Genomic DNA, 24,547 nt, shown 5'->3' with positions numbered 1-24,547 from the left:
GGCGAGGCGTGCTCACATGTTCGATGCAGGCGAGAATGAGGGGAGTGCCCCGGTTTGTATTCTGAGGTGGGATAGCGTTCCGGTTGAGTAGATCGGATCAACCCTCAGCGTCATGCCGGCAAAATCCTCCGGCAATACAAGCCAGAAGTCGCGCGGTCCCGGCGCGTCGGTGAGCATCAACGAGAACCCTTCGAAGTATGGCCCGTTCTGATTGACCTGGTCTTTGATCGGTAAATAGACATAGGTGTTCTGTCTTGCCGTAGTTTCGAACGAGATCCGCACGCAAGGCCTGCCATGCTCAGCCAATCGCACGAGGATCTGGGGATCGACTCCCGCGGTGAAATCGCCCGACGGCTGTTTGCTCAGGTTCTCGAATTTCAGCCCATCTTTCGCAGCGTCCGCCATTTTGCACCCGCCAGCAGCCTTTGCGTTGGCGTCCAGGAACGCCTTGCCGAGCACTCCTGTCCAGGACATCTCACCGTGGAGAATTTTGGACAGCATGTTCCGCTCGACGGTGTTCACCAGGACATGCTTGGGGGATTTCGCCAATGCATTGCGGACTTCCTGTTCGATATTCTCGTTCCCGTAGGATAGAAAAAGGGGATTCAGGAAGACATGCTTTAACAAATCATAGCTTACGCCATAAAATGAGTCGTGAAGTATAAACGTATCTGCGATCTTTTGATTGCTATCATCAGGAAATGTTCGAGATACGTAGTCGTCATAAGTTTCTTCGGCTTCCTCGTGGTCGATTCTCAGCAGCCTGTTTGGCATGTCGGTGGCGTGCATGACTTGGCCGCTTGCGAGGATCGGGCCGTCCACTTTTCTGCCGGTCAACTCGAAGACGAGTTGCCTGACGGCTTTGAGTTTCCCAAGCTCGTTCCAGTGGGTATCCGTTCTGAAGTAGAGCAGGTCATCGGTTACGTCATGACGCATCACATCGAAATGGTCTATTATGCTCGATTTGCTGGTCTTTGCGATGCGGCGCCACAAACGCGATGAAAGGATCTTACAGCCGGCAGCGGCTGCGGCGGCAGGCCCAAGTTTCTCGGGATACACAACTTCCTTGTCTGGTGAGACCGACGTACGAAAGTCTATGCCAATCCCCTTCGCTATCATTCGCAACGCTTCAACATGCCCCAGCATGACGCCAATATCGTGCTCTGACATACATGCGCCGTTCTGGAACCCAGGCTTGTAAAACAGCCATCCATCTGCGCCGGAGATGACTTGGGATGTATTGACGAAGCCGAACACTTTGACATCCAGGGCATTCTTCGCGCGGATGGCGTCCATTCCGACTGGAGAATTGCTGACAAGCCTTCTGGCTACGTCGTTCCGATACTTCTCGTCATTTGGCGTCAGCAGTTTTGCCGACGTGAGTTCGGTCAAGGTGATCGCTCTTTCGGCGGCCGGGTCGAGTCCCATCGTTACGAGGCTGCCGACGGGCGCAGCGAGAAAGACTGCGAAGGCTCCGATGGTTGCGAGATTCGCCAATTTCATACTCAGAACCTGAAATAGAGGAACGGTGAGAAGGCCTGAGGTACGATGTATATCGCGCAGATGATTGCTGCGACGCTGACGAAGACAAGCCGGGCGAAGCACGCGGCACTGCCCGTCGCTCCGGCTACGACCACACCCAAGGGCCTTACCTGCCCCTGGATGACTATGAGGAGGCAGGCCAACAGCATAGCAACTTTGCCCTGAGGCGAAAGCGCGAGATCCATCGACCCGGGCAGCCCGAACGCCCCGTCCGCCAGCGGCAACAGCATGGCGCGTGCATGGTTGGCGAAGACTGCCAGGTCGTTTGCGCGGAACAGGACCCATCCGAAAATCACGACGGGAAAGAAATAGATCATCCGAACGACCTGTGATGAAAACGCCCTTCCTCCAAGGATCAGGCGTTCCGCAATAAGAAAAATTCCGTGGTATGCGCCCCACAAGACGAACGTCCATGCCGCCCCATGCCATATCCCGGTCGCAAGGAACACGATCATCAGGTTTGCGTAAGTTCGCACCAGGCCCGCCCTGTTTCCGCCCAGAGGGATATAGAGGTAGTCGCGAAACCAGCTCGACAGCGAGATGTGCCAGCGACGCCAAAACTCGGTGATTGTAGACGCGGCGTAGGGGTGGTTGAAGTTCTCCTTGAACCGGATTCCAAACATCATGGCGAGGCCGATCGCCATGTCCGAATAGCCCGAAAAGTCGAAATAGATCTGGATCGAATAGGCGATTGCCCCGAGCCAGGCAGAGGCAAAGGTTTGCTCCGCGCCGGCAAGGGCAAAGGACGCGTCCGCGACGCCCGCGACGCTGTCCGCGATAAGGACCTTTTTGCAAAGGCCGACCATGAACCGACCGGCCCCGGCGGCAAAGATATCCGCGTTGAGATCAGGATGGTGGAAGTCCTTCTCGACGTCCCGATACCGTACGATCGGGCCGGCAATCAGCTGCGGGAAGAAGGCCTTGTAGGCGCCAAACAACACCAAGTTGCGCTCAGCCTTTACCTCGCCACGCCACACGTCGATCACATAGGAGATGCCCTGGAACGTGAAAAACGAGATCCCTATCGGGAGAATGATGGTTTGCGCGAAGTGTTGCAGACTCTCGGAACCGAAAAATCCGACAGAGCCAAGAAGGAAGGCCGTATACTTGTAATAACAGAGGACCAACACGTTCAGTGTGACGACGGCGGTGACCACTAGTTTGTGATGCCAGCGCTCCACCGCGATCGCGCCCGCGAAATTCAGCACAATGCTGAAGAGCAGCAGCAGAACGTAAAGGCCAGAAGACCAGTAGAAGAAGATCAGGCTTGATAGGAAGATAAACGGCGAGAATAATCTCGTTCGATTAAGGATCGAACCTAGCAAGAGCGTGATCGGCAGGTAAAGGAAGAGAAATGCCTGGTCGGAAAATACCATTGCGCGCCGATCGGTTTCGCCCATTTGTCCTTCCGGATCGCAAATGGATGGATTGAAGTCAATACGCAGGACTTGGCCTGAATTCCTTCCCGAACCGGCGCCGCGCTCCCCTGTGACGACGGGCTATCTGCGAATTGAGTTCGGCAAGTTGGCCGGCGCCGCTTGGGAGTTGCCTCGCGATAACCCAAGCCGGGCGGAATCAGGTCCACCGCAGCAAGAAAATAATCGATTTGCTGGCGCAGTGCATGGCGATTTCGTGCCGAAGCACCATTGGATTCGACAGCACGGATGCCGCGGGCACGGTCACCACCTACACCTATCCCCGCGGCATGAACCACCTCAGACAATTGGAAAGTTTCGAAACCACGCTGTGCATGATGGCGATAGCCTGGTCCAGCGGCGAACTGCTACTATTATACGTCTGGCCCTCTGCGCGAATGCCCTGAGTATGTGCCTTATGGAGGATTCCTTTGTTGGCGTGCACAGTTTGCGGGAATGATGAGTTTCGGGACAGCAAAGTTCTTTGGCCTCGGCTGATCGCTGAGTGGAATTTATCGTCCGCCGAGGTTGCCAATATCGACCGGCAGCAAGGCACGCAATGCACGCATTGCGGCTCAAATCTAAGGGGGATTGCTTTAGCCAATGCAATTCGCGAAGCCGTCTCCACCCCCAACACTTTGGTCGAGTTTGTCAATACAAGTGAAGCGCGCCGTCTCCGCATTCTCGATATCAACGGCTCGTCATTGTCTGAGACACTTTCGGTTCTCCCACTGTATATCCGTGCCGACTACCCCTCAGTCGATATGCAGTCCATGCCCTATGAGGACGATCGGTTTGATCTCGTCGTTCATTCCGATACGCTGGAACACGTGCCATTTCCGATTGAAGCTCTGAGGGAATGCGGGCGCGTTCTCTCAGATGATGGATGCCTATGTTATACTGTCCCAACGATTGTCGGTCGTTTGACGCGCGACAGAGAAGGGCTTCCGCCAAGTTACCATGGGGATTCGAACCAAGGCGGGTATGACTTCATGGTGCACACCGAGTTTGGGGCCGACGCTTGGACATTTCCAATTCGAGCCGGCTTCGCGTCGGTCAACATAAATACGGTTTCATACCCAGACGCCACAGCAATAACTGCTCGCAAAAAACTATTTACTACGTAGTATTACTTCTAAGTTCGTATAGTCGCCTTCCTCACGCGACATATCGTTTGTACAGCAAGCTTATTGATCGAGCTTGCGGACGACATAAAGGTCTTGGTGCCCCCACCAAAACGCCTGCTGGAAGCGGATCAAGTCGACCCCTTCGACGTCGGACACTGCTTTTTGAACATAACCAAGGGAAACGGCGCTTGTTCCATAGTCGCGAGCGTCCAGATCGCGCTGATCGCTTTTCGAGTTCCAATAGAATCCGGTGCCATCAAATTGCGCAGGCAAACCCCCGGCTCTCATGTTTCGGAGAGTGACGGCTCCGTGCGTTGTGAAAATCAAGATACCCCCCGGCTTCACCGCCGTGAGAACGCGAGAAAGCCACGGCGCGAAGGTGGCGTCTGGCATGTGCGAAAAAAACGATAGGGCAAAGACAACATCAAACTCGTCGTCGATGCTCCAGTCCTCCGGTTTTGTCGACGAGAGGTGTGCCCTGACGCCGATCTTGTTTGATAGGAATTCGACGGCATTTGGGTGAACGTCGCTGCAAACCCATGCTGCGTCCGGCAGAACGTGCATCGCATAACGTGCGACGCGGCCATAACCCGACGCGAACTCAAGGACGCTGGCTGGGCCAGATGAAAGGTGCTCGCGGCAAAGGTTGGCGAAGCGTTTGGCGCAATCTTCTCCCCCTGTGAAATAGGGTTCAATCGCTTTTCGGTGATCTGTCGGAAAGACGGCCCGGACGAAGAAATCGAGCAGCATGTCATCCTTGCTGATCTCATAGGCGACCTTTTTCGCTTCGGCGATCGACCGGGCGAGTGGTTCATGCTCTGCCAGTATGCCGGCAATATCGATATCTGACATCGATTCTCTCTGAGCCGTCCGCCGCCAACCCACAAGCCGCCCTACCACCAACTTACGATCTGGAGACAATTAAACAATCTGCAGCCTGCCTTTTAGGTCGCGTTTGTGCCGCATGCCTGGCGTCGAGGAGCTCCGACACGAATTTGCGTCGCGGCGAGTCCGGGGCATCCGAGCCCTGCGGGAATCGCTTGTCGGTCAAAGCGGAGCGCGAGAACGGACAGGCAGCATCGACCGTTGCTCAACCGGGCCGACTAGGCGTAGGAAGAGTGAACAAGTCCTCCATAGAGCTGGCACTCATGCCCAGGGCAATCCTTCATATCGGCCTCGCCAAGACTGGAACCACGTTCCTGCAGAACTGGCTCCGATACAACAGTGTTGTCCTGCAGCCGGCCGGCTTCTACGTCGCTCCTGACATGGCCTCGCATCAAGTCGCCGCAAGCCTGGTCCAGGACGTGTCGCGGCGCGCCTTGGACGACATCAGGGGTCTCGCCAACCTTCCTGACGAGAAGGAGACGCTGTTCTCGTCCGACCCCGATCTGGTGTCGATCATATCGTCAGAATACTTTCATATCTGCGAGCCGCTGCATGTGGCGGAATATTTCAGGCAGGAGAATGTGGACGTCGTCATGATCGTCTGTGTCCTGAGGCGGCAGGACATCCTGTCAGCTAGCGGCTACGCGCAGGACATCAAGTCGCTCGGGCGCAGCGATATTGTAGACGGCGCCGAATATCATCCCCATCTTGACTGGAATTGCCTCTACGAGAGCTGGACCGGCGCATTTCCCGATGCCGCCATGCGGATGATCAACTATAGCCCGCGTTCGCTGCTGAGCGCGTTCAAGGTGCGGCTGGGTATTGGCATCGAAACGATCGATCAGGTGCAGGAAATTCATGCCAACCGGAGCCTTAACGCCGAAATGACCGAGGTTGCGCGAATGCTCAACGAGCGGGGTCTGCCACCGATGTCAGAAGCGCTTTTGGCTCTTCAACGACACCTGCCAGGGCCGCCGTTCGGGTTGCCGGCATATGTCGTAAAGCAGTTTGAAGACGCCTATCTCGTTTGCAATCGCAGGCTGGCCGACCGGCTGCGGGATCCTGAATTCGAGGAAATGTCACGGCCCGGATGGCATACGGACGGCGTGTGCATGGCCGGACAGATCGACGACGCCAGATTCGCCGAAATCATCAAACTGGCAGAACGGGAAGGCGCCGGCATTGGCGATCTCGAGACATCGACCTGAAATTCGGTCGAGCTTCTTAGCGCTAGCGGTCGCGCTGTTGGTAGGTTGGCGGCAACATAAATAAAGACAGTGGCGTTGTGAATTGAGCCGCCTAGCTGGGCATGGCGGGGCGACTAATGTCGGCAGCGGCACGTTGCTCGTCAATGGCGACCAGACCGGCGCGGCAGGCCTGACGTCGGTGGCTAGCGGGGCAACGCTTGGCGGCAGCGGCACCATCGCTTGCGCTTTGCGCATAGTTGGCGACTCACGTTCCATCGAGACTTTTGTGGATGCTTGCCGAAACCCATCCCGATGTTTCTCGTGCGAATCTGGCTGACTCGCTAAGTAGCTCGATGAGCGGCTGGGTCACGTGTGGATTTCGCGTTTGGCATGCTTGGCCAGTAGCTCGTGAACCATATCCAGTCGGCGGCAGTGTACTGTCCTTCGCTGGGTGCCTGGACCGATGCCTATCCAACCCCGCCTGGTGCCTGGGTTGAAACGTTGACTGCCGCCACGGCCCGGTTCACGCTCAGAATCAACCCTTGGCCGTAGGGCAGACAATTGCCAGCGCACCCTGATCGAGGACTACGCAAAAATGAGGCGGAAGATATTGTGAGGCAGCCCGCAAAAAGCGGCGAACGGCATTCTATTGCGGCGGAACTGATTGCAGTGCTGGTCGCGGTGACGATTGGCCAGCCGCGCGTCATGACCATCGAGCGAGGTCAATCCCTGCCTTCCGGCCCGTTCGAACTTGGACATCGTTCGCTACAGTCCGGTCTAAGGGATTGGGTCGAACACCAGACACGCCACCCTTTGGGCTATATCGAGCAGCTCTACACTTTCGCCGATCGCGACAGGACAGCAAACGGGAGCGCGCAACGCGTGGTTTCCATCAGCTACCTGGCCTTGACCCGGGAGGAGCAGGCGGCACCCGCCGACAAAGCCGCCTGGCGCAACTGGTACGACTATTTCCCCTGGGAAGATCACCGTGCAGGTGTTCCCTCTGCATTGCCGGACGTGATCGTTCCGCACCTGAAGGCCTGGGCGGATGGCGCCGACGATCGCCCTACGCACGATGACCGCTGGCAGCGAGCAGCGATCGCCTTCGGTCTTGATGGTAATGGCTGGAATGAGGAACTGGTGCTGCAACGCTACGAGTTGCTCTACGAAGCGGCCCTTGTCGGGGAAGCGCATCGCCGCCAAGGCGAAAACGGCACTCTATCGGCCTTCGGCCTTGCAATGGCGGCCGATCACCGCCGTATCCTGGCAACCGGCATCGCCAGGTTGCGCGCCAAGATCAAATATCGTCCCGTCGTCTTCGAACTCATGCCGTCGGTCTTCACGCTCCTGCAACTCCAGCGCAGCGTCGAGGCGCTCGCCGGTCGGCTCGTCCACAAGCAGAATTTCAGGCGGCTGGTAGAGCAGCAGGAACTTGTCGAAGAGACCGGATCATCAACAACCGACACAGGCGGCCGACCGGCCAAGCTGTTTCGCTTCCGGCACGGCGTTCTGGCCGAGCGGGCGGTCGCAGGGACGAAATTGCCACTTTCGCGTGCTTGACAATCCTTATGCTCCATATAAGCATATGCCCCATATATACTCAAAACGAGCATATGTGAGGGACAAGAATGACGCTGAGCTCCGCACTCTACGACCGGGTACGGCGAGTCATTCCGCCCATTGAATGGCCGGCATTTGCGGATGATATCGACGCCATTCTCGATCTGAAGCGGCAGCGAAATGCCGTCATCCTGGCGCACAACTACCAGACGCCGGAGATCTTCCACTGTGTGGCCGACATCGTCGGCGACAGCCTGGCGCTTGCGCGCAAGGCGATGACGGCCGAAGCCGATGTCATCGTGCTGGCAGGCGTGCATTTCATGGCCGAGACGGCGAAGCTGCTCAATCCGCAAAAGACCGTGCTCATTCCCGACCTGCGGGCGGGCTGTTCGCTGGCCGACTCGATTACCGCCGAGGATGTCCGACTGCTTCGGCAGCGCTATCCCGGTGTGCCGGTCGTCACCTATGTCAACACCTCGGCCGAAGTGAAAGCCGAGTCCGATATCTGCTGTACCTCCGGCAATGCGAAGGCCGTCGTGGAGTCGCTGGGCGTTGCCCGGGTGATCATGCTGCCGGACGAGTATCTGGCCCAGAACATCGCCACCCAGACCGACGTGCAGATCATCGCCTGGAAAGGGCATTGCGAGGTGCATGAGCGCTTCACGCCAGCCGATATCCGGCAGTTGCGCGAGGACCATCCGGGTGTGACGGTTTTGGCACATCCCGAGTGCCCGCCAGAAGTGGTGGCCGAGGCCGATTTCTCCGGCTCGACCGCAGCGATGTCCGACTATGTCGGGCGGCAAAAGCCGCCCCGCGTCGTGCTGATGACGGAATGTTCGATGAGCGACAATGTCGCGGTCGACCATTCCGATGTGGAATTCATCCGCCCCTGCAATCTATGCCCGCACATGAAGCGGATAACGCTCGCCAACATCCGTACGGCGCTCGAGCAGAACCGCCATGTGGTAACCATCGCGCCCGAGATCGCCGGGCGCGCGCGTCTGGCCGTCGAGCGGATGCTGGCGGTATGAGCATGGACGTCCGCAATCTCGCCGGCCAACCGGTCATCATCGGCGGCGGCATAGCCGGATTGATGACCGCGTTGCACATGGCACCGGAGCCGGTGCTTCTGCTGTCGAGATCGCCGCTTGGCGCGGAAGCGTCGAGTGCGTGGGCGCAGGGCGGGTTGGCCGCGAGCCTAGGCGACGACGATGAACCGGCGCTTCATCTTTCCGAAACGCTCGCCGCAGGCGACGGCCTTTGCGATGCGGAAGCAGCAAGGCGCATGGTGTACGCGGCGCCGGCCGCGATCGAGGACCTGTCGCGCCTTGGAGTTCGCTTCGATCGGACACCCGAAGGCGCGCTATGTCTCGGGCTGGAGGCCGCGCATGGCCGGCGGCGCATCGTTCATGCCGGGGGTGACGGCAGCGGTCGCGAGATTATGCGCGCCCTTGCCGCCGCCGTGCGCTCCACGCCGTCGATTGTGGTCGTCGAGGGCATCGAAGCGCGCCGGCTGGTCGTGGAGGACGGCAGGGTCACCGGGGTGCTGGCGGGTTGTTCTACGGGTCCGGTGTTCGTCGCCACAGGACGGGTCGTTCTCGCCACAGGCGGGATCGGCGGCCTGTTCCACGACACGACAAACCCGCTCGGCAGCTGCGGACAAGGCCTGGCACTCGCCGCACGCGCCGGTGCAATTTTTGCCGACCTCGAATTCATCCAGTTCCACCCGACCGCGCTTGACGGGCCCTGCCGCCCGATGCCGCTGATCAGCGAGGCGGTTCGCGGCGAAGGCGCGACAATCGTTGACGAGACAGGCCGACGTTTCCTCGATGGCGTGCCCGGGGCGGAACTCGCACCGCGCGACATCGTTGCGCGCGCCGTCTGGCGGCATCTTGCCGACGGCCATCGCGTCTTCCTCGATGCGCGCGAAAAGCCGGGCGCGACATTCGCGCGGCAATTTCCAACGATCGCTTCGGCCTGCAGCAAGGCCCGTATCGATCCGGCGCGGGATCTCATCCCTATCCGGCCGGCCCAACACTATCACATGGGTGGTGTCGCCGTGGATCTGGCCGGGCGCACATCGATTCCGGGACTTTGGGCTTGCGGAGAGGTTGCCTCGACCGGCCTGCACGGCGCCAACCGGCTTGCCAGCAACTCGCTGACCGAAGCCGTCGTTTGCGCGCGCTGGGTTGCCGAGAGCGTAGCCGCTTCGCCTGAGCACCGCGGAAAGCCAGCGAGGGCCTCTGACCTGCCTGCGCCAGATCCAGGGCCTGTGCGCCCCCTCCTGTCACATGCCCTCGGCGTCACGCGGGACGGCAAAGGGTTGAAGCAGGCTGCCCGGACCCTGCTGGCGCTGTCGCAGCGACACGAAACGGCGTCGGATCCCGCCGCCGTCGGGCTGATGATCACAGTTGCCGCCTTGCTGCGCCGGGAAAGCCGCGGCGCTCATTTCCGGACGGACTTCCCCCACGATGTTGCCGTGGCCCGCCGCTCCCAGATGACGCTCGACGCAGCCATTGCCGCAGCGCTGGAATTCGAATCCTCCCCAATGCTGGAAAGCGTCGCGTGATGAACCTCTCACCACTTCCCGCAATCATGCTCGAACCCCTTGTGCGTGCAGCTCTGCTCGAAGACCTCGGCAGGGCCGGCGACGTGACCACCGATGCCATCGTGCCGAAGGACCTTTGGGCAACGACCGTCCTTTCGGCACGCCAGGCTGGAACTGTCGCCGGGCTTGATCTGGCGATGCTCGCCTTCCGGCTTATCGACCAGAATGTGGAAATGAAGGTGGAACGAGCGGACGGCAGCGACGTCGCGCAAGGAGAGATCATTGCATCGGTCAGCGGTCCGGCCCGGGCCATTCTCACGGGGGAGCGCACGGCGCTCAATTTCCTGTGCCATTTGAGTGGCATCGCCACGGCGACGGCGTCGGTCGTCGCCGCGGTTCGCGGCCACGGCGCAAAGATCGTCTGCACGCGCAAGACGACCCCCGGCTTGCGGGCTATCGAAAAACATGCCGTGCGCGCCGGTGGCGGCTCCAATCACCGCTTCGGCCTCGACGACGCGATCCTGATCAAGGACAATCATATTGCCATGGCCGGTGGAATTCGTACAGCAATCGAGCGGGCGCGAAGCAGCTCCGGCCATCTCGTCAAGATCGAAGTCGAGGTCGATACGCTGGCCCAACTGGAAGAGGTGCTTGCTCTGGCCCCCGACGCCGTGCTGCTCGACAATATGTCGGTCGACGAGCTTCGCCAGGCGGTAGCCATGGTTGCCGGCCGGGCCACAACCGAGGCGTCGGGCAGGATCACCGCCGCGATTGCGCCAGCCGTTGCCGCAACCGGTATCGATTTGATTTCCATCGGCTGGTTGACTCACAGCGCGCCGATCCTCGATATCGGTCTCGACTATCGTGAGCCTTAACCGTCGGGGCTGACCATCCAGCCGACCCAGCTTCTTTCGACCGTGTCCGCCATTTCAAGAGGCGCCTGTGTCGCACAACGCAAGGAACAGCATGGAAATGCATACAGCGATTTCGGAAAAGACCATGCCTGAGGCTCGATCCTTCGACGGCGGCCGGACGTGGACCCTTGAAGAGGCTCGGGCGCTGCATGATGCCCCTTTCAATGACCTGCTGTTTCAGGCGCAGACCGTTCACCGTCAGAATTTCGATCCGAACAAGGTCCAGCTCAGCCGGCTTCTCAGCATCAAGACAGGCGGATGCCCGGAGGATTGCGGCTATTGCAGTCAGTCGGCGCATCACGAAACCGGCCTGAAGGCGTCGAAGCTGATGGAGGTCAGGCGCGTCATCGCCGAGGCAACCAAGGCGCGCGACGCCGGCGCCACCCGCTATTGCATGGGTGCCGCGTGGCGAAACCCCAAGGCGCGCGACATGGACGCGGTGGTGGCGATGATCGAAGGGGTCAAGGCGCTCGGCATGGAAACCTGCATGACACTCGGCATGCTCGATCTCGAGCAGACAACTCGTCTGAAACAGGCTGGTCTCGACTACTACAACCACAACATCGATACGTCGGAACGCTACTACAGCGAGATTATCAGCACGCGCAGCTTTGCCGACCGGCTCGATACGCTCGAACAGGTTCGCCAATCCGGCATCAAGGTCTGCTGCGGCGGCATTGTCGGCATGGGCGAAGAGCCGGTGGACCGGATCGACATGCTGGTGACGCTGGCCAATCTGCCGGAACATCCGCAAAGCGTTCCGATCAACATGCTGATCCCGATCGCCGGTACCCCGCTTGCCGACGCCAGGCCGATCGAGCCGATCGAATTCGTGCGCGTGATCGCACTGGCGCGCATCATGATGCCGAAATCGCATGTCCGGCTTTCAGCCGGCCGCACCGCCATGACCGACGAGATGCAGGCGCTATGCTTCTTTGCCGGCGCCAACTCGATCTTCGTCGGCGACACGCTGCTGACGGCGGACAATCCCGGCGAGGACAAGGATAGTCTGCTGTTCCGCCGTCTCGGCATCGAGCCGATGGAACTTGAGGCGCAATGAACGGGGTACCGCTTGCCCGCTATGACGCGACCTTGCAGGGGCTGGCGCGCAAGGACCGGTTGCGGACACTGTCGCCGCGTGCCGGCCTCGACTTCTCGTCGAATGACTATCTCGGGCTTGCCGCTTCGAGAAGACTAGGCGACGCGGTTGCGGCGGCGATCGCGCAGGGCACGCCGGTCGGCGCCACCGGGTCGCGGTTGTTGCGCGGCAACGCGCCGGAGCATGAGGCTCTGGAGGCGGACGCTGCGGCGTTCTTCGGAGCTGAACGCGCGCTGTTCTTCGGTAGCGGCTACATCGCCAACTTCGCTCTCCTGACCGCGCTGCCGCAGAAGGGCGACCTTTTGGTCCTCGACGAGCTCGCTCATGCCAGCATGAATGAGGGGGCCCGCGCTGGCCGCGCTGAGTTCAAGCTCGCCGCGCACAACGACGTCGATGCTGTCGAGGATGCGATCACGCGCTGGCGCGCCGAAGGCGGCACCGGGCGCGTCTGGATCGTCGTCGAAAGCCTCTACAGCATGGATGGCGACCGCGCGCCGCTGGAAAGCCTGGTCGCGCTCGCCGATCGGCACGAGGCATTCATCGTCGTCGACGAGGCGCATGCCACCGGCGTTTGGGGACCGGAGGGCCGCGGCCTTGCCGCCGGTTTCGAGGGCCGCGACAACATCATCGCACTCCACACTTGCGGCAAGGCACTCGGAGCGTCGGGCGCGCTTGTCACCGCTCCACGAACGCTGTGCGACTATCTCGTCAACCGGTGCCGGCCATTCATCTACGCCACCGCACCGTCGCCGCTGATGGCGGTCGCGGCGCGCGAAGCGCTCGCCATGCTGTCCGATGAGCCGATGCGCTGTCTCCAGTTGCAGGAGCGTGTTGGCTTCGCGGGTCGCCAATTGGCCGGGCGCTGCGGCGTGATACCGAGCGGCTCACAGATCCAGCCCTTTGTCATCGGCGACGTCAGGCGCACCATGGCGGTGGCGGCAGCACTGCAGGCGCGCGGTTTCGACATTCGCGGCATTCGTCCGCCGACGGTTCCCGAGGGCACGTCGCGCCTGCGCATTTCGCTGACGCTCAACGTCGACGAAGCCGACATTTCGGCCATGGTCGAGGCGCTCGTCGAGGTGTTGGCCTCGGCATGACCAAGCGCATCGTCATCACCGGAACGGATACCGGCATCGGCAAGACGGTGTTTTCGGCCGGGCTCGCCGGCCAGCTCGACGGCTTCTACTGGAAGCCGGTGCAATCGGGACTCGACGACGAGACTGACAGTGAGGTCGTCGCCCGGCTTTCCGGTTTGCCGGCCGGGCGCGTCCTGCCGGAAGTTTACCGTCTGAGAACGCCGCTGTCGCCGCATCGTTCAGCGGAAATCGACGGCGTTGCGATCGAGGCGGCAAAGCTCTCGCTTCCAGCCTTGCCGGGTCCGCTTGTCATCGAAGGCGCTGGCGGGCTGATGGTGCCACTCAACCGACAGACAAGGTTCATTGACATATTCGCGCAATGGCGGATGCCGGTTATCCTGTGCGCCCGTACCACGCTCGGCACGATCAACCACACCCTGCTGTCAATCGAGGCGCTCAGGGCCCGTTCCATCCCGCTCATCGGCATTGCCTTCATCGGTGATGAGGTGGCCGATACGCAAAGAACAATCGTGGAGTTCAGCGGTGTGCGCCAGCTTGGCAGACTGCCGCACATCGATCCTCTGACGAGTGAAACGCTGAGAGATGCCATGGTTGCCGGCTTCGACCTTGCTCTGATCGCCGGAGGCGAGTGATGTCGCAATCTCAAGTCTGGCATCCGTTCACACAGCACGCGCTCGAACCGACGATCCCTGAAATCGTCCGGACGGACGGCGCCTACCTCCACAAGGCCGACGGCACGCGCATCCTGGATGCCATTTCCTCCTGGTGGGTCGTCACCCACGGCCACCGCCATCCCCATATCATGAAGGCCATCGAAACGACCGCGGCGAGCCTCGACCAGATCATCTTCGCCGGCTTCACCCACGAGCCGGCCGAACGCCTGGCCAGGGCGCTTGTCGGCCTCGCTCCGGCCGGCCTTGACTGGGTGTTCTACTCCGACAGCGGCTCGACCTCCGTCGAGGTCGCGCTGAAGATGGCGCTCGGCTATTTCCGCAACATCGGCGCGGCGCGCTCGCGCATCGTCGTCATGGAGCACAGCTATCATGGCGACACCATCGGCACGATGAGCGTCGGCGCCCGCGGTGTGTTCAACGCTGCCTACGAGCCGTTGCTGTTCGAGGTCGATACCATCCCCTTCCCGGCCGCCGGGCGAGAGCAGGAGACGCTGGATCGGTTCGAGGCCGTCAGCCGCGACCGGCACGCCGCCGCGCTGATCGTCGAGCCGCTGGTGCTTGGCGCCGGCGGCATGCTGATGTATCCGGCCTCGGTTCTGACCGAACTGAAGAAGATCGCCGAGGCCTCCGGCACGCTGCTGATCGCCGACGAGGTTATGACCGGCTGGGGCCGCACCGGAACCATGTTCGCCTGCGAGCAGGCATCCATCTCTCCGGACATCCTGTGCACCTCGAAGGGCTTGACCGGAGGCGCCATCCCGCTGGCGGCGACGCTTGCCACCGACGCCATCTTCCGGGCCCATTTTTCCGACGACCGCAAGAAGACCTTCTTCCACTCGAGTTCCTACACCGCCAATCCGATTGCCTGCGCGGCCGCACTCGCCAATGTCGAGATCTGGCGCGACGAGCCGGTAGCCGAGCGGGTCGCGGCCCTGAGTGCAAAGCAGGCCGCCGGGCTTCAACGCTTTCGTGATAACCCTCGCTTCACCGACAGCCGGGCGACCGGGACGATCACGGCTCTCGATCTGCGCACCGGCTCCGCCGGCTATCTGGCCGAGATCGGGCCAAAACTGCGCGCTTTTTTCCTCGAGCGCGGCCTGCTCGTGCGTCCGCTTGGCAATGTCCTCTATCTTCTGCCGCCCTATTGCATCACCAGCGAGGAACTGGACGGTCTCTATGACGCCATCGAGGAGGCCAGCGAACGCTTCGGTTCGGGGCCATGAGCCGGTCGTCGCGCATTCTCGGGTTTGGCCATCATGCGCCGGCGCGCAAGGTCGAGAATCCGGAGATTGAAGATCGTCTCGGGCTCGAGCCAGGCTGGATCGAGCGGCGCACCGGAATTCGTTCGCGCTTCTGGGCGACAGATGAAGACACGCTGTCCGGCCTTGCTGTGCGTGCAGGCGACATGGCGCTGGCGAACGCCGCTATTGATCGCAGCGACATCGGTCTCCTGTTGCTTGCCACCTCGACGCCCGACCACCTTCTGCCGCCCAGCGCACCCCTCGTCGCGCACAAGCTGGGACTTGGACGAGCAGGTGCGATCGATCTGACCGGCGCCTGCGCCGGCTTCATCTATGCGCTGATGTTCGCGGACGGCTTCACCCGCCTGCATGGCAAGGCGACCCTTGTGATTGCCGCCAACATCCTCAGCCGTCGCATCAATCCGGCCGAGCGCGCAAGCTCGGTCCTTTTCGCCGATGCCGCCGGCGCCCTGGTGATCGGTCCGTGCGAGGACCCTGATCGGGGCATTCTCGGTGCCTCGGTGGATTCGGACGGCTCACGCTACGGGCTGATCCAGATCCCGGCGGGCGGAAGCAACATCCCGTTCCATGGCGACCTCGACCTCGGGCAAACCCGCATGACGATGACCGACGGCCGCGAAGTGTTCGCCAAGGCTGTCGAGATGATGACCGATTGCTCGATAAACGCGCTTGCCGCTGCCGGGGTGCGACCACAGGATGTCGGCCGGTTCGTGCCGCACCAGGCCAATGCCCGCATTTTCGACGCGGTCGGGAGGAGCCTCGGCATTGCAGATCAAGCAATCGTCAAGACAATCGCCGACTACGGCAACTCCTCCGCCGCGACGATCCCGCTCTCACTGTCGCTCGCCCATCGCACGGAACCGTTCCGGCCGGGCGAGAAAATTCTCCTGGCGGCAGCGGGTGCGGGTCTCAGCGGCGGGGCACTGGTAGTCGGAATCTAGCTGAGCCATCTACAGCGCGAACCGACTGATCATGAATGGTGGATAGGACAAAGGCATTTGGGTCATTGCGAGTGCGAAGCGGACAACACCTCGCGTTGGCCGGCAGCGAGCGCTCGACTGGCTGCCGCGTTATCCACTTTTCAGGTTTCGGTGTTCAGACGTCCCCGGGGAATGGGGTGCCGCTCGGTTTTCCCAACCCGTTGCCGCAAGGTGCGAATTGGAAACAGGACACCTGCCATCGCCGCCAAAAAGATGATGCCTACCGCAATCAGGCTGGGCAGGTGCCAGAGGATGTTCCCCCAGATCGGGATGACCAGCGACGCCGTATTGAAGGTCTCGCCGCTGAACTGACACATGACGAACGACGCGCGGTTCCGCACCATGTCTGCGTCGATCCGTGATATCAGCGCCTCGACGGCCGGTTTATCTGCCGACATCTCGCGCAGATGCGTCAGCGCTGCCTGCATCGCGGACAGATAGGCATGGCTGCATTCATTGAAGGGGCTTGTTTCATCTACAATGCTGCCGGGCATCAGTCCCCAAAGACAGGCGGCATACTGCAGATTGGCGAAATTCAGCAGCCTGCGAAACTTTTGATCCGTACGATCTTGGTTGGCCGCCAGATCAAGAACTTCGCTGCGATAGTTGGCGATCACGGCCATTTGGCCGTGAGTTAAAGCTGGGATTTGAAGACCTGATCTGTCCAGGTCTGACTTCTGGCGATGCGCCTGCGCCGATTCCGCAATCATCGAGAGCAGCAAAAGACAGAAACACCATGCCGCGGCGCGCGTGGACACCCGGATGCTCCGCGGCATCCCGGAATGGCCTAGCGGACCGCCACGCTTGCCACCGGTCGACCGTCGCGACGCTCGACCAGCCTGCGCTTGGCGACCACTCCGAAAAGCACGCCGATCGCAGTCCAAAGAACCGTCTGGATACCGAGTGAGGCAAAGCGGAAATTCCACAGTACAGTGGCAGAAAACTGCTCCGGAACTTCATTGATCGGCGGCAGCGCATATTCGGCAAGAGACATCACGAGAAAATAGGCACCCCCCGCCGCTATCCAGGCATTCCAGGTTCCGTATCGTGATGCCAAGTGTCTGGCGAGGCCGATCGAGGCCACTGCCGCCAAGATCGACACGGTCAGCAGTACAAAGAAGAGCTGGGTGCGCGCCTGGATCGTTTCGGGATCACCCACGGAAGGTGGGTTGGCCGGATATTTGAACTGCGGCACCAGGATGATCGCGACGAATCCGGCCAGCGCGATTAGTGCTGCCGTGCCGCGCGGTCCAAAGCCACTGACCCGTCCCTGGACATAGGAGAAGACCAGCGCGAAAAGCCCGCCTATGGATGCGCCATAGACGAGAATGCCAGTGAGCAGGCCGATACCGGCCTGGGTAGAGCGACTGACGAGTTCGGGCTCCGGCGCCTCGCCTGCGGCCTGCGCCTGCTGTTCCTCGAAAGCGATCGCGTGATCGACCTGCGGCTCGCCGAACGCACGGGCGAAACCGAATGCAAGCAGGCCGGCTATGATGCCAACCAGCATGCCCCGCACCAAAAGACTCCCAACCATGTCAGTGTTCCTTGGCTAGTGGCAGGGAAAGCCGAGCAGATGGCGGCCGTCGTGGACGAATTCGTGGACGTACATGCCACGGATCAGCGACGTCGCGCCCTCTTCGGCACCGATGAAATAGATCGCCAGCATCAGCATCAGCCCGCCAAAGATGGCCCAGGGCAGAAGCTCGCGAACCGGAATGGGTGCCGGCAGGGCAACGGGTTTAAGAGCGATTTCGGACATGGAAGTTCTCCAGAACGGTGTTTGTTGGAATGACTTGGCAACGAAATGTTCGTCCGCCCCCACTCTGCGGTTGCGGCGCTGCTGCCGGCTTGTGGTTCACGCCAGCCGGGTCGCTGGCGCGCGGCAACTGTGATCGTGGTCATGAGAATGATCGTGATGATGATGGTGGTGGTGAGAATGACCATGATCATGTCCGTCAAGGCTGAGCGGTTCGCCAAAGCTGCGGTGTTCGTCAGCGTGACGCCATTGTTCCTTGCGCGCCATCAGCTCATCGAAGCTTGACAGCTTCTTGTCGGTCACCAGTTTCTCGAGCGCGGCAAGCCATTGATGATAGTAGATCCCGTTGTGGTTTTCCGGGTCGAGGCCATAGGTCTTGCCGAGTTCGATTTCGGCGCTGATGTAGTTCACCCATTCCCGCCACTGAAAATAGCCGTTGCGGTGAAGTGCGAGAACGATCCCGAACGCGGTGAGTTGCCAAGGCTCGGCAAAGAGCGGTCCGCCTTCATTGCGTGGAAGGCCGGGAAGCTGATCGAAACTGCTATTCTGGTCCATGGAAAGATCCTCTTCAAGCCGGAGTGGATGAGAAGCTGGAAAGCGCGCTAGTCCGCGCTCTCGAGGTAATCGTCCCAGGCGTCGACATACATCCGGTCCTGCGGATGGCCGGCGTCGCCCCACAACTCGCGAGCTGTGAAGACCACTGTGTAGACGTGCTGTGGCTTGGGGCCATTCCGGTGGGCGCTGGTGTCCGGGAACACGAACACGCCGTGATCGAAAGTAACGGTTCCGGCCTTGCCCCTGATATAGGCAGGCAGCCGGTTGTGCGCGACCTGGTTCAAATTGACGACCGTTACCCGATCGCCGGCCTTGAACTTCGGCGGGATGTTTGCATCGACGCGGGCCGGATCGCCTGTGGCCAGAACTGTCGGCACCATATCGGGGGTGAGCATGTTCATGCTGCTTTTCCTTTCATGAGCTGGGCATGGCGGGCATCGACTTCCTCGCGGGTAACGATGCCGGCATCGATGCAGTTCTGTTCGACGGTGCAGAGCCACTTCTCGTAGTAGCTCGACATCAGATAATGGCGCGGATCCATCTTCTCGATCGGATGCCGGAACTGGTCCACGTTGTAGATGCCGGCTGCGAAGCACGCGATCATCATCGATAGCATCCGCCCCTCCCATTCCTCGTGGAAATAGGGTTCGTTCTGTTCAACCARCACCGGACCGAAGCCGTGCTTGCCGCCAACGTCATGAATTCCATTCATGGTCTGATCCTTTTGCCAGAGCCTAGTGCGAAGGTGATTGCGCTACGCCGGTTCCGATCATGGAATCGCGGGTAACGAGAGCGGCCAATTCCTGTTCGGTCAGGCTTTCAGTGCCTGCTGGACGCATCGGCAGCACCAGGTAGCGGAGCTCGGCCGTGCTGTCCCAGACCCGCACCTCGACATCATCGGCGATATCGAGCCCGAATTCCTTGAGGACGCTTCGCGGTTCGATCACCACCCGTGCCCGGTAGGGCGCCGACTTGAACCAGATGGGAGGCAAGCCGAGCGTCGGCCAAGGATAGCAGGAGCAGAGCGTACAGACGACGACGTTGTGCACCTTTGGCGTGTTCTCAAGGACAACCATGTTCTCGCCCTGCACGCCGATATAACCAAGGCTCTTGATGGCGGCGGTGCCGTCCTCCAGCAGCCAGTTCCTGTATTGCGGATCGGTCCATGCCTTGGCGACGACCTTCGCACCGTTCTTGGGTCCCATCTGCGTCTCGAAGGTTTCGACGATCAGATCGAGGGTCGCAGGATCTATCGCCTTCTTCTCGGCGAGCAGAGATTCCAGCGCTTTGACGCGCAGGCCGACCTCGGGGATCAGCACGTTAGCATGAGTGTGACTGTTGTTTTTCATGACTTACCTCACTGATATTGTTCGAAGATTTCCGTCTGGGATGGCAGCTTGCGGTCAGGCGACGGCCAGCGCCGGCTTGGTCAAGGCGGCGGCGAGCTTGGCCGATGCGAAACCGAACAGGGCGCCGCCGATCATCGATACCGGAACCACCACCAGCGAGTTCTCGAAAGACGCCGAGAGCAGTTTCGCCAAAGCGAGCCGGTCAGGCGTCTGCAGCAGGAACGCGAATGTGCAGGCATAGCCGAACGTCGTGCCCGGCACGGAAGCCAGGGCCGGAACCTGCGATGCCAGGATGTAGATCACAACCGTGATGAACACCACGATGGCAGGCCAGATTTGGGGCCCAACAAAGTTGCCGAAAGGCAGGCCGAGGATCATGACAGCGCCTAGCCAGCCCATGAAACAGCCGAAGATATTCGAGACGATCGTGCTCTTGAGCGCGGCTTCGTCGCCGCCCGACTGGAAGAAGCAGGCCCAGGCGACAAAAGCCGCCCAGACCAGAATTGTGCCGATGGAAAGAAACGCCCAGGTGCAGATCGCGCCGAGGACGCCAACGCTCAGAGCCGTTGCTATGACAGGTTTCATTGCCGGGTTCCCCATTGTCTTTTTTCAGAACTAAAAAGGCCCGCCACCGTCACCGGTGAGCGGGCCTCATCGCCATAAGCTCGCATTTTCACGAGCTTTATCTGTTCATGCTGCGCCTCTTTTGGGCGCTCGCTTTTTGTTCCTATTTAGCGTCGCTGAGGAATTTTTCTTTGTCAACCGTTATTCATGCGAATTCTGCAAAATCAACAAATCACCTGAGTTTTGTAAAACAAAACAGATACTTAAGTGATGCCCGTAGCGCCGTGACAAACCGTCGGAAATAGAATTTGACATTTTTGCCGATCTGACGGACGATTTGATTGGATTTGCCGGCTAGCCGGTTTGAACTAAAAATTGAGGGATCAGGACGATCCTTCGCGGCAACGAAGCCCTGACGCCTTCCAAGGCCTCAGGGCTTATTTTTTTGGGGCTGAGCTATTTTGGGCGAAAAAGCGAAAATCCCGGTCGGCGTGCTGTTTTCCACGACCGGGCCATACGCCACGGTCGGCGAGGCGATGCTCAATGGAACGCTGCTCGCCGTCGAGGAAGTCAACAGATCGCCGGACTTCGATTTCGAGCTGGCACCGCTTGTTCGAAATCCTGGAGGCGAAACGGCTGAATACGCTTCGATCTGCCGGGATCTCATCATCAACTCCGATGTTGCACACATCGTCGGCTGCTACACCTCTTCCAGCCGCAAGGCGATCGTGCCTGTCGTTGAGAAATACGATGCGCTGCTTTGGTATCCCTCGCACTACGAAGGCTTCGAAAGCAGCGACAATGTCGTCTATCTTGGTGCGTCGCCGAACCAGCACATAGTGCCCCTGGCACAATATATGGCCTCAAGGTTCGGCGCTCGCGTCTATTGTTGCGGCTCGGACTATATTTGGCCTTGGGAAAGCAATCGCGTCATGCGCGAAATCGCCGAGAATTTTGGCGGCGAGGTGCTCGCTGAGCGCTACCTGGCTGTCGGATCGACCGAGGTTACCGGGCTCGTTGAGGAAATCCGTCTCCTACGGCCCGATTTCGTGTTCAACACGCTTATCGGCGAATCCAGCTACGCATTCTTGCGTACTTTTCGTGAAGCTGGACTAGGAACCCAATCTCCAGGCGACGTTTCCATTCCCATCGCCAGTTGCACGCTCTCCGAACCGGAACTTCGCACGATCGGCGATCCCGCAGCGCTCGGCCACATTACCTCCAGTGTCTACTTCCAGTCGCTGGACAACCTGCAAAATCATGCCTTTGTCGAAAATTACAGAACGCGTTTCGGCCAGCAGAAGGTGACCTCGGCAGACGCCGAAGCTTCGTACAATTCCGTTCACATGCTTGCACTCGCGCTTCGGTCTGCAGCCTCGACGAAAGCATCCGACATACTCGCCGTACTCGGCGACTGTGTTTACGATGCACCGCAAGGACGGATCCGCATCGACACGGAAAACAACCATTGTTACCTGACGCCGCGCATCGGCGTATCGAGCGCCGGCGCGGAGTTCACTATCGTCGCGGCCGCGCAAAAGCCTATCAAGCCCGATCCGTTTCTGGCTTCGTTGAAAGGGGCGGCTTTCATGCTGGATTCTCGCGACCAGGATCAGCCGCCAGGTGACCGGCAGCAACTGAAGCTGAGAGTCGTGTCGTGACCAAGCAAGTGATCCCAAACTTCAGCAACAAAACGGCGCTGATCATCCACAGGGCGGATAGCAACGTGGACGCCCTGTTGAGCCAGCTCCGCAGGTTCAACATCGAAGCCATATGCCAATGGCCGCCGCGAGCCAAGGATTTTGGCCCTGTCGATATCGTGTTCTTCGACGTCGACAACGGGTTCGACGGCATGTTCCCGTGGTCGCAGGCGCCGATCCCGCTGATCGCCATCATCGGCTCGGAAACGCCGGGCCGGCTTGCGTGGGCCATCAGCCAGAATCCAAGCGCCTACCTCATTACGCCCATAGGTTCGAAAGGTGTGTTTCAGGCACTGGTCACGGCGTTCCACAACCATAATGACCGTACCGACCTTCAGCGCGAGGTCGCCGACCTGCGCGAACGGCTGCGATGCCGCCCGCTGGTGGTTCACACGATCCTGCGCATCATGAGTGTGTTGGGCATCGATGACGACGCGGCATTTCACCTAATTCGGGACGAGAGTATGCGCCGGCGCATCTCCGTCGAAGCATGCTGCCACGAACTCGAAGCACAAGCAGACAGCTTTTTGTCGACAATTCCCGAAATCAGCAGATCCGCCGCCCGCAAATAGGCGGCACGGCTGAGCCTCAATATCGAAATTGAATACGCACAGCGCCGTGCGAACGCCAGCGAAAGCGGCGCTCGCGCGGCTTTGTCTTTTGGAGGAGAAAAAGATGAATACGCAGACCGCAAAGCCACCCTTGCCATTCACGCATCCATGGGTCGAGGGATCGATCATGGCAACGCGCGGGGTCGGGCGCGGCGAGGCACGAAACACGCACCACCTGACTGAGGAAAAGCAGGGGAAATTTCACTATACGATGGGACCATATTCCGAGCCGGTCCTCAAAATTTCTCCCGGCGACAGGATCGTCGTCGAAACCCGTGACGCCTTCGAGGGCGCCATCAGGCACGAAACCGACAAGCCTTCGCAACTCTTGCGAATGCCGTTTCTCAATCCTCAGAACGGACCGATCATGGTCGAAGGGGCGGAAAAAGGCGACACCGTTGCGGTCTATATCGAGTCGATGGTGCCACGCGGCCAGAACCCGCGCGGCACGTGCTGCATGATCGAGGAGTTCGGTGCCCTGACCGGTACGACGTACACGGCCATGCTCAACGAGCCGCTGCCCGAGGTGGTCCGCAAGATCAACCTCGACGAGGAGCATGTTTACTGGAGCGATCGGGTCACGCTCCCTTACAAGCCTCATATCGGGACGCTGAGCTGCTCACCAGAGATCGATTCCATCAACTCGCTGACGCCCGACAACCACGGCGGCAACATGGACCTGCCGGATATGGGACCTGGCAGTGTCACCTACCTGCCCGTTCGCTCGCCCGGCGCGCGCGTGTTCATAGGTGATGCGCATGCCTGCCAAGGCGACGGCGAAGTTTGCGGCGTGGCGGTCGAGTATTCGGCGACCGTCACCATCCGTGTCGACTTGATCAAGGGCTGGACAATCGATTGGCCTCGGCTCGAGACCGCCGATCTCATTATGGCGATCGGCAGTGCCAGACCCCTTGAGGATGCAACACGCATCGCTTACCGCGAACTGATCCGCTGGATGGTCGCTGAGTTCGGCTTCGACAAGTGGGACGCCTACATGCTGCTGAGCCAATGCGGCATCGTGCGGCTGGGCAATTTTGTCGACCCGAAATATTCCGTCGCGGCGGCTGTAAGGAAAACGATTATTACCTGTTAGGTTGGTTGCTGCAGGCTTTGGCCGCGAAGACAGCTATCATCGAACCGAAACGCGGACGCGCGGTATGAGAGCGACACGCCTGACGCTGGTTTGCAGCGGCATCACGCAGAGAATGCGCAAAGCGGGGTTCCCGCTGTTTGACGAGACACTGGAAAAGCGCTCGGTTGAGCTCGCTCGCGCGCTTGGTCAGCAGCTTTCGAACACGAACCGCGTGTTGGTGGCTCCATCGCTACGCGCCCAGCAAACAGCCCATTTCATGGGGCTCCGCGCAACGGTCCACGACAGCTTGCGAGACCAGAACTACGGCGCCTGGGAGGGCAAGACGCCAGATGAGATTGAAGCCGCGCAGCCCGGTTCGCTTGCCGCATGGCGAGCCGATCCCGCCTATAGTCCCGGAGGCGGTGAAGCGCTGACGGAAGTGGCCACCCGAACTGCAGGGTTCCTCGATTCAATGCTGTCGGCAGGCGGACAACTGATAGCGGTTACTCACCCGGCGGTGGTGCGGACAGCCATGATCCACATATTGGGGGCACCGCTAACTTCATACTGGCGAATCGATACCCCGCCAATTTCCTTGATTGGTCTCTATTCGGACGGTACGCGCTGGGTCCTTCGCACGTGCGGTTGAC

At 60.2% G+C, this 24,547-nt stretch carries 26 protein-coding genes; 15 read left to right on the top strand and 11 right to left on the bottom strand.

Going from position 1 to position 24,547, the window contains the following annotated elements:
- Positions 1–12: 12 nt before the first annotated feature.
- The gene (locus AC1DZP_RS14945) at positions 13–1,503 is read right to left on the bottom strand and encodes an alginate O-acetyltransferase AlgX-related protein (protein WP_477303370.1); all 1,491 of its coding nucleotides are present in this window, start codon (positions 1,501–1,503) and stop codon (positions 13–15) included.
- A gap of 2 nt (positions 1,504–1,505) precedes the next feature.
- Complete coding sequence (locus AC1DZP_RS14940; RefSeq protein WP_477303368.1) at positions 1,506–2,942, bottom strand: MBOAT family O-acyltransferase; 1,437 nt, start codon at positions 2,940–2,942, stop codon at positions 1,506–1,508.
- A gap of 449 nt (positions 2,943–3,391) precedes the next feature.
- Between AC1DZP_RS14940 and AC1DZP_RS14935 the strand changes: the two genes are divergently transcribed.
- Entirely contained in the window at positions 3,392–4,084 is a 693-nt protein-coding gene (locus AC1DZP_RS14935) for a class I SAM-dependent methyltransferase (RefSeq protein WP_477303366.1), read from the top strand.
- A 60-nt stretch (positions 4,085–4,144) separates the two neighbouring features.
- On the opposite strand, the gene AC1DZP_RS14930 is transcribed toward AC1DZP_RS14935, so the two are convergent.
- Positions 4,145–4,936 (bottom strand): class I SAM-dependent methyltransferase, encoded by a 792-nt coding sequence (locus AC1DZP_RS14930; protein WP_477303364.1) that lies wholly within the window; start codon positions 4,934–4,936, stop codon positions 4,145–4,147.
- Here AC1DZP_RS14930 and AC1DZP_RS14925 point away from each other — a divergent pair.
- The 10 genes from AC1DZP_RS14925 (at position 4,891) to AC1DZP_RS14880 (ending at position 16,251) form a co-directional block, all read left to right on the top strand.
- The gene (locus AC1DZP_RS14925; RefSeq protein WP_477303362.1) at positions 4,891–6,177 is read left to right on the top strand and encodes a hypothetical protein; all 1,287 of its coding nucleotides are present in this window, start codon (positions 4,891–4,893) and stop codon (positions 6,175–6,177) included. The genes AC1DZP_RS14930 and AC1DZP_RS14925 overlap by 46 nt on opposite strands.
- Before the next feature lie 588 nt (positions 6,178–6,765).
- A complete protein-coding gene (locus tag AC1DZP_RS14920; RefSeq protein ID WP_477303544.1) occupies positions 6,766–7,716 on the top strand; it encodes an NUDIX hydrolase in 951 nt (316 codons plus the stop codon).
- Positions 7,717–7,784: 68 nt separating this feature from the next.
- On the top strand, positions 7,785–8,747 hold the full coding sequence (gene nadA / locus AC1DZP_RS14915) for a quinolinate synthase NadA (protein WP_477303360.1): 963 nt from the start codon (positions 7,785–7,787) through the stop codon (positions 8,745–8,747).
- The gene (locus AC1DZP_RS14910; RefSeq protein ID WP_477303358.1) at positions 8,744–10,285 is read left to right on the top strand and encodes an L-aspartate oxidase; all 1,542 of its coding nucleotides are present in this window, start codon (positions 8,744–8,746) and stop codon (positions 10,283–10,285) included. The genes nadA and AC1DZP_RS14910 overlap by 4 nt, the downstream gene beginning before the upstream one ends.
- A complete protein-coding gene (gene nadC / locus AC1DZP_RS14905; RefSeq protein WP_477303356.1) occupies positions 10,285–11,139 on the top strand; it encodes a carboxylating nicotinate-nucleotide diphosphorylase in 855 nt (284 codons plus the stop codon). Before AC1DZP_RS14910 ends, nadC begins: the two co-directional genes overlap by 1 nt.
- A 124-nt stretch (positions 11,140–11,263) precedes the next feature.
- The gene (bioB, locus tag AC1DZP_RS14900) at positions 11,264–12,238 is read left to right on the top strand and encodes a biotin synthase BioB (RefSeq protein ID WP_477303354.1); all 975 of its coding nucleotides are present in this window, start codon (positions 11,264–11,266) and stop codon (positions 12,236–12,238) included.
- Positions 12,235–13,374: an 8-amino-7-oxononanoate synthase gene (locus tag AC1DZP_RS14895; protein ID WP_477303352.1), complete on the top strand. Its 1,140-nt coding sequence runs from the start codon at positions 12,235–12,237 to the stop codon at positions 13,372–13,374. The genes bioB and AC1DZP_RS14895 overlap by 4 nt, the downstream gene beginning before the upstream one ends.
- Positions 13,371–14,006 (top strand): dethiobiotin synthase, encoded by a 636-nt coding sequence (gene bioD, locus AC1DZP_RS14890; RefSeq protein WP_095080348.1) that lies wholly within the window; start codon positions 13,371–13,373, stop codon positions 14,004–14,006. Before AC1DZP_RS14895 ends, bioD begins: the two co-directional genes overlap by 4 nt.
- Positions 14,006–15,271, top strand: a complete 1,266-nt coding sequence (locus AC1DZP_RS14885) for an adenosylmethionine--8-amino-7-oxononanoate transaminase (RefSeq protein WP_477303350.1) — start codon at positions 14,006–14,008, stop codon at positions 15,269–15,271. Before bioD ends, AC1DZP_RS14885 begins: the two co-directional genes overlap by 1 nt.
- Positions 15,268–16,251: a beta-ketoacyl-ACP synthase III gene (locus AC1DZP_RS14880; protein ID WP_477303348.1), complete on the top strand. Its 984-nt coding sequence runs from the start codon at positions 15,268–15,270 to the stop codon at positions 16,249–16,251. The genes AC1DZP_RS14885 and AC1DZP_RS14880 overlap by 4 nt, the downstream gene beginning before the upstream one ends.
- Positions 16,252–16,391: 140 nt before the next feature.
- On the opposite strand, the gene AC1DZP_RS14875 is transcribed toward AC1DZP_RS14880, so the two are convergent.
- From AC1DZP_RS14875 to AC1DZP_RS14840, 8 genes are all read right to left on the bottom strand, one after another.
- On the bottom strand, positions 16,392–17,048 hold the full coding sequence (locus AC1DZP_RS14875) for a hypothetical protein (RefSeq protein WP_477303346.1): 657 nt from the start codon (positions 17,046–17,048) through the stop codon (positions 16,392–16,394).
- Positions 17,049–17,077: 29 nt separating this feature from the next.
- Positions 17,078–17,824 carry a CbtA family protein gene (locus AC1DZP_RS14870; RefSeq protein WP_477303344.1) on the bottom strand — a complete coding sequence of 249 codons (747 nt, stop codon included), beginning with the start codon at positions 17,822–17,824 and terminating at the stop codon, positions 17,078–17,080.
- A gap of 15 nt (positions 17,825–17,839) precedes the next feature.
- The gene (locus AC1DZP_RS14865; protein WP_457154031.1) at positions 17,840–18,049 is read right to left on the bottom strand and encodes a CbtB domain-containing protein; all 210 of its coding nucleotides are present in this window, start codon (positions 18,047–18,049) and stop codon (positions 17,840–17,842) included.
- A gap of 96 nt (positions 18,050–18,145) precedes the next feature.
- Entirely contained in the window at positions 18,146–18,601 is a 456-nt protein-coding gene (locus AC1DZP_RS14860) for a nitrile hydratase accessory protein (RefSeq protein WP_477225620.1), read from the bottom strand.
- 47 nt (positions 18,602–18,648) lie between these two features.
- Positions 18,649–19,002 carry an SH3-like domain-containing protein gene (locus AC1DZP_RS14855; RefSeq protein WP_477225619.1) on the bottom strand — a complete coding sequence of 118 codons (354 nt, stop codon included), beginning with the start codon at positions 19,000–19,002 and terminating at the stop codon, positions 18,649–18,651.
- Positions 18,999–19,313, bottom strand: coding sequence for an SH3-like domain-containing protein (locus AC1DZP_RS14850; RefSeq protein WP_269904301.1), 315 nt, complete (start codon positions 19,311–19,313; stop codon positions 18,999–19,001). Before AC1DZP_RS14850 ends, AC1DZP_RS14855 begins: the two co-directional genes overlap by 4 nt.
- 22 nt (positions 19,314–19,335) lie before the next feature.
- Positions 19,336–19,950, bottom strand: coding sequence for a nitrile hydratase subunit alpha (nthA, locus tag AC1DZP_RS14845; protein ID WP_457154034.1), 615 nt, complete (start codon positions 19,948–19,950; stop codon positions 19,336–19,338).
- Positions 19,951–20,004: 54 nt separating this feature from the next.
- Complete coding sequence (locus tag AC1DZP_RS14840; protein WP_477225617.1) at positions 20,005–20,535, bottom strand: DUF1097 domain-containing protein; 531 nt, start codon at positions 20,533–20,535, stop codon at positions 20,005–20,007.
- A 515-nt stretch (positions 20,536–21,050) separates the two neighbouring features.
- On the opposite strand from AC1DZP_RS14840, the gene AC1DZP_RS14835 reads away from it, so the two are divergent.
- The 4 genes from AC1DZP_RS14835 to AC1DZP_RS14820 all read left to right on the top strand — a co-directional run bounded on the left by AC1DZP_RS14835 (position 21,051) and on the right by AC1DZP_RS14820 (position 24,546).
- A complete protein-coding gene (locus AC1DZP_RS14835; protein ID WP_477303542.1) occupies positions 21,051–22,175 on the top strand; it encodes a transporter substrate-binding domain-containing protein in 1,125 nt (374 codons plus the stop codon).
- A complete protein-coding gene (locus tag AC1DZP_RS14830; protein WP_477303341.1) occupies positions 22,172–22,786 on the top strand; it encodes an ANTAR domain-containing response regulator in 615 nt (204 codons plus the stop codon). The genes AC1DZP_RS14835 and AC1DZP_RS14830 overlap by 4 nt, the downstream gene beginning before the upstream one ends.
- 103 nt (positions 22,787–22,889) lie before the next feature.
- Positions 22,890–23,918, top strand: coding sequence for an acetamidase/formamidase family protein (locus tag AC1DZP_RS14825; protein ID WP_477303339.1), 1,029 nt, complete (start codon positions 22,890–22,892; stop codon positions 23,916–23,918).
- Positions 23,919–23,982: 64 nt separating this feature from the next.
- The gene (locus AC1DZP_RS14820) at positions 23,983–24,546 is read left to right on the top strand and encodes a histidine phosphatase family protein (protein ID WP_457153308.1); all 564 of its coding nucleotides are present in this window, start codon (positions 23,983–23,985) and stop codon (positions 24,544–24,546) included.
- The last annotated feature ends 1 nt before the right edge of the window (position 24,547 follow it).

It is taken from the genome of Mesorhizobium sp. P2_F8, from assembly GCF_056403655.1.
Note: the sequence above shows the minus strand (reverse complement) of the source record. Positions and strands in the feature narration are given on the sequence as shown.

Bases quoted from the DNA above. Each gene is read 5' to 3' on its own strand.
- AC1DZP_RS14945 (WP_477303370.1), bottom strand. From the start codon at position 1,503: ATGAAATTGGCGAATCTCGCAACCATCGGAGCCTTCGCAGTCTTTCTC.
- AC1DZP_RS14870 (WP_477303344.1), bottom strand. From the start codon at position 17,824: ATGGTTGGGAGTCTTTTGGTGCGGGGCATGCTGGTTGGCATCATAGCC.
- bioB (WP_477303354.1), top strand. From the start codon at position 11,264: ATGCCTGAGGCTCGATCCTTCGACGGCGGCCGGACGTGGACCCTTGAA.
- AC1DZP_RS14880 (WP_477303348.1), top strand. From the start codon at position 15,268: ATGAGCCGGTCGTCGCGCATTCTCGGGTTTGGCCATCATGCGCCGGCG.
- AC1DZP_RS14885 (WP_477303350.1), top strand. From the start codon at position 14,006: ATGTCGCAATCTCAAGTCTGGCATCCGTTCACACAGCACGCGCTCGAA.
- AC1DZP_RS14820 (WP_457153308.1), top strand. From the start codon at position 23,983: ATGAGAGCGACACGCCTGACGCTGGTTTGCAGCGGCATCACGCAGAGA.
- AC1DZP_RS14895 (WP_477303352.1), top strand. From the start codon at position 12,235: ATGAACGGGGTACCGCTTGCCCGCTATGACGCGACCTTGCAGGGGCTG.
- AC1DZP_RS14825 (WP_477303339.1), top strand. From the start codon at position 22,890: ATGAATACGCAGACCGCAAAGCCACCCTTGCCATTCACGCATCCATGG.
- AC1DZP_RS14835 (WP_477303542.1), top strand. From the start codon at position 21,051: ATGCTCAATGGAACGCTGCTCGCCGTCGAGGAAGTCAACAGATCGCCG.
- AC1DZP_RS14840 (WP_477225617.1), bottom strand. From the start codon at position 20,535: ATGAAACCTGTCATAGCAACGGCTCTGAGCGTTGGCGTCCTCGGCGCG.
- AC1DZP_RS14860 (WP_477225620.1), bottom strand. From the start codon at position 18,601: ATGGACCAGAATAGCAGTTTCGATCAGCTTCCCGGCCTTCCACGCAAT.
- AC1DZP_RS14910 (WP_477303358.1), top strand. From the start codon at position 8,744: ATGAGCATGGACGTCCGCAATCTCGCCGGCCAACCGGTCATCATCGGC.
- bioD (WP_095080348.1), top strand. From the start codon at position 13,371: ATGACCAAGCGCATCGTCATCACCGGAACGGATACCGGCATCGGCAAG.
- AC1DZP_RS14940 (WP_477303368.1), bottom strand. From the start codon at position 2,942: ATGGGCGAAACCGATCGGCGCGCAATGGTATTTTCCGACCAGGCATTT.
- AC1DZP_RS14865 (WP_457154031.1), bottom strand. From the start codon at position 18,049: ATGTCCGAAATCGCTCTTAAACCCGTTGCCCTGCCGGCACCCATTCCG.
- nadC (WP_477303356.1), top strand. From the start codon at position 10,285: ATGAACCTCTCACCACTTCCCGCAATCATGCTCGAACCCCTTGTGCGT.
- AC1DZP_RS14855 (WP_477225619.1), bottom strand. From the start codon at position 19,002: ATGAACATGCTCACCCCCGATATGGTGCCGACAGTTCTGGCCACAGGC.
- nthA (WP_457154034.1), bottom strand. From the start codon at position 19,950: ATGAAAAACAACAGTCACACTCATGCTAACGTGCTGATCCCCGAGGTC.
- AC1DZP_RS14930 (WP_477303364.1), bottom strand. From the start codon at position 4,936: ATGTCAGATATCGATATTGCCGGCATACTGGCAGAGCATGAACCACTC.
- nadA (WP_477303360.1), top strand. From the start codon at position 7,785: ATGACGCTGAGCTCCGCACTCTACGACCGGGTACGGCGAGTCATTCCG.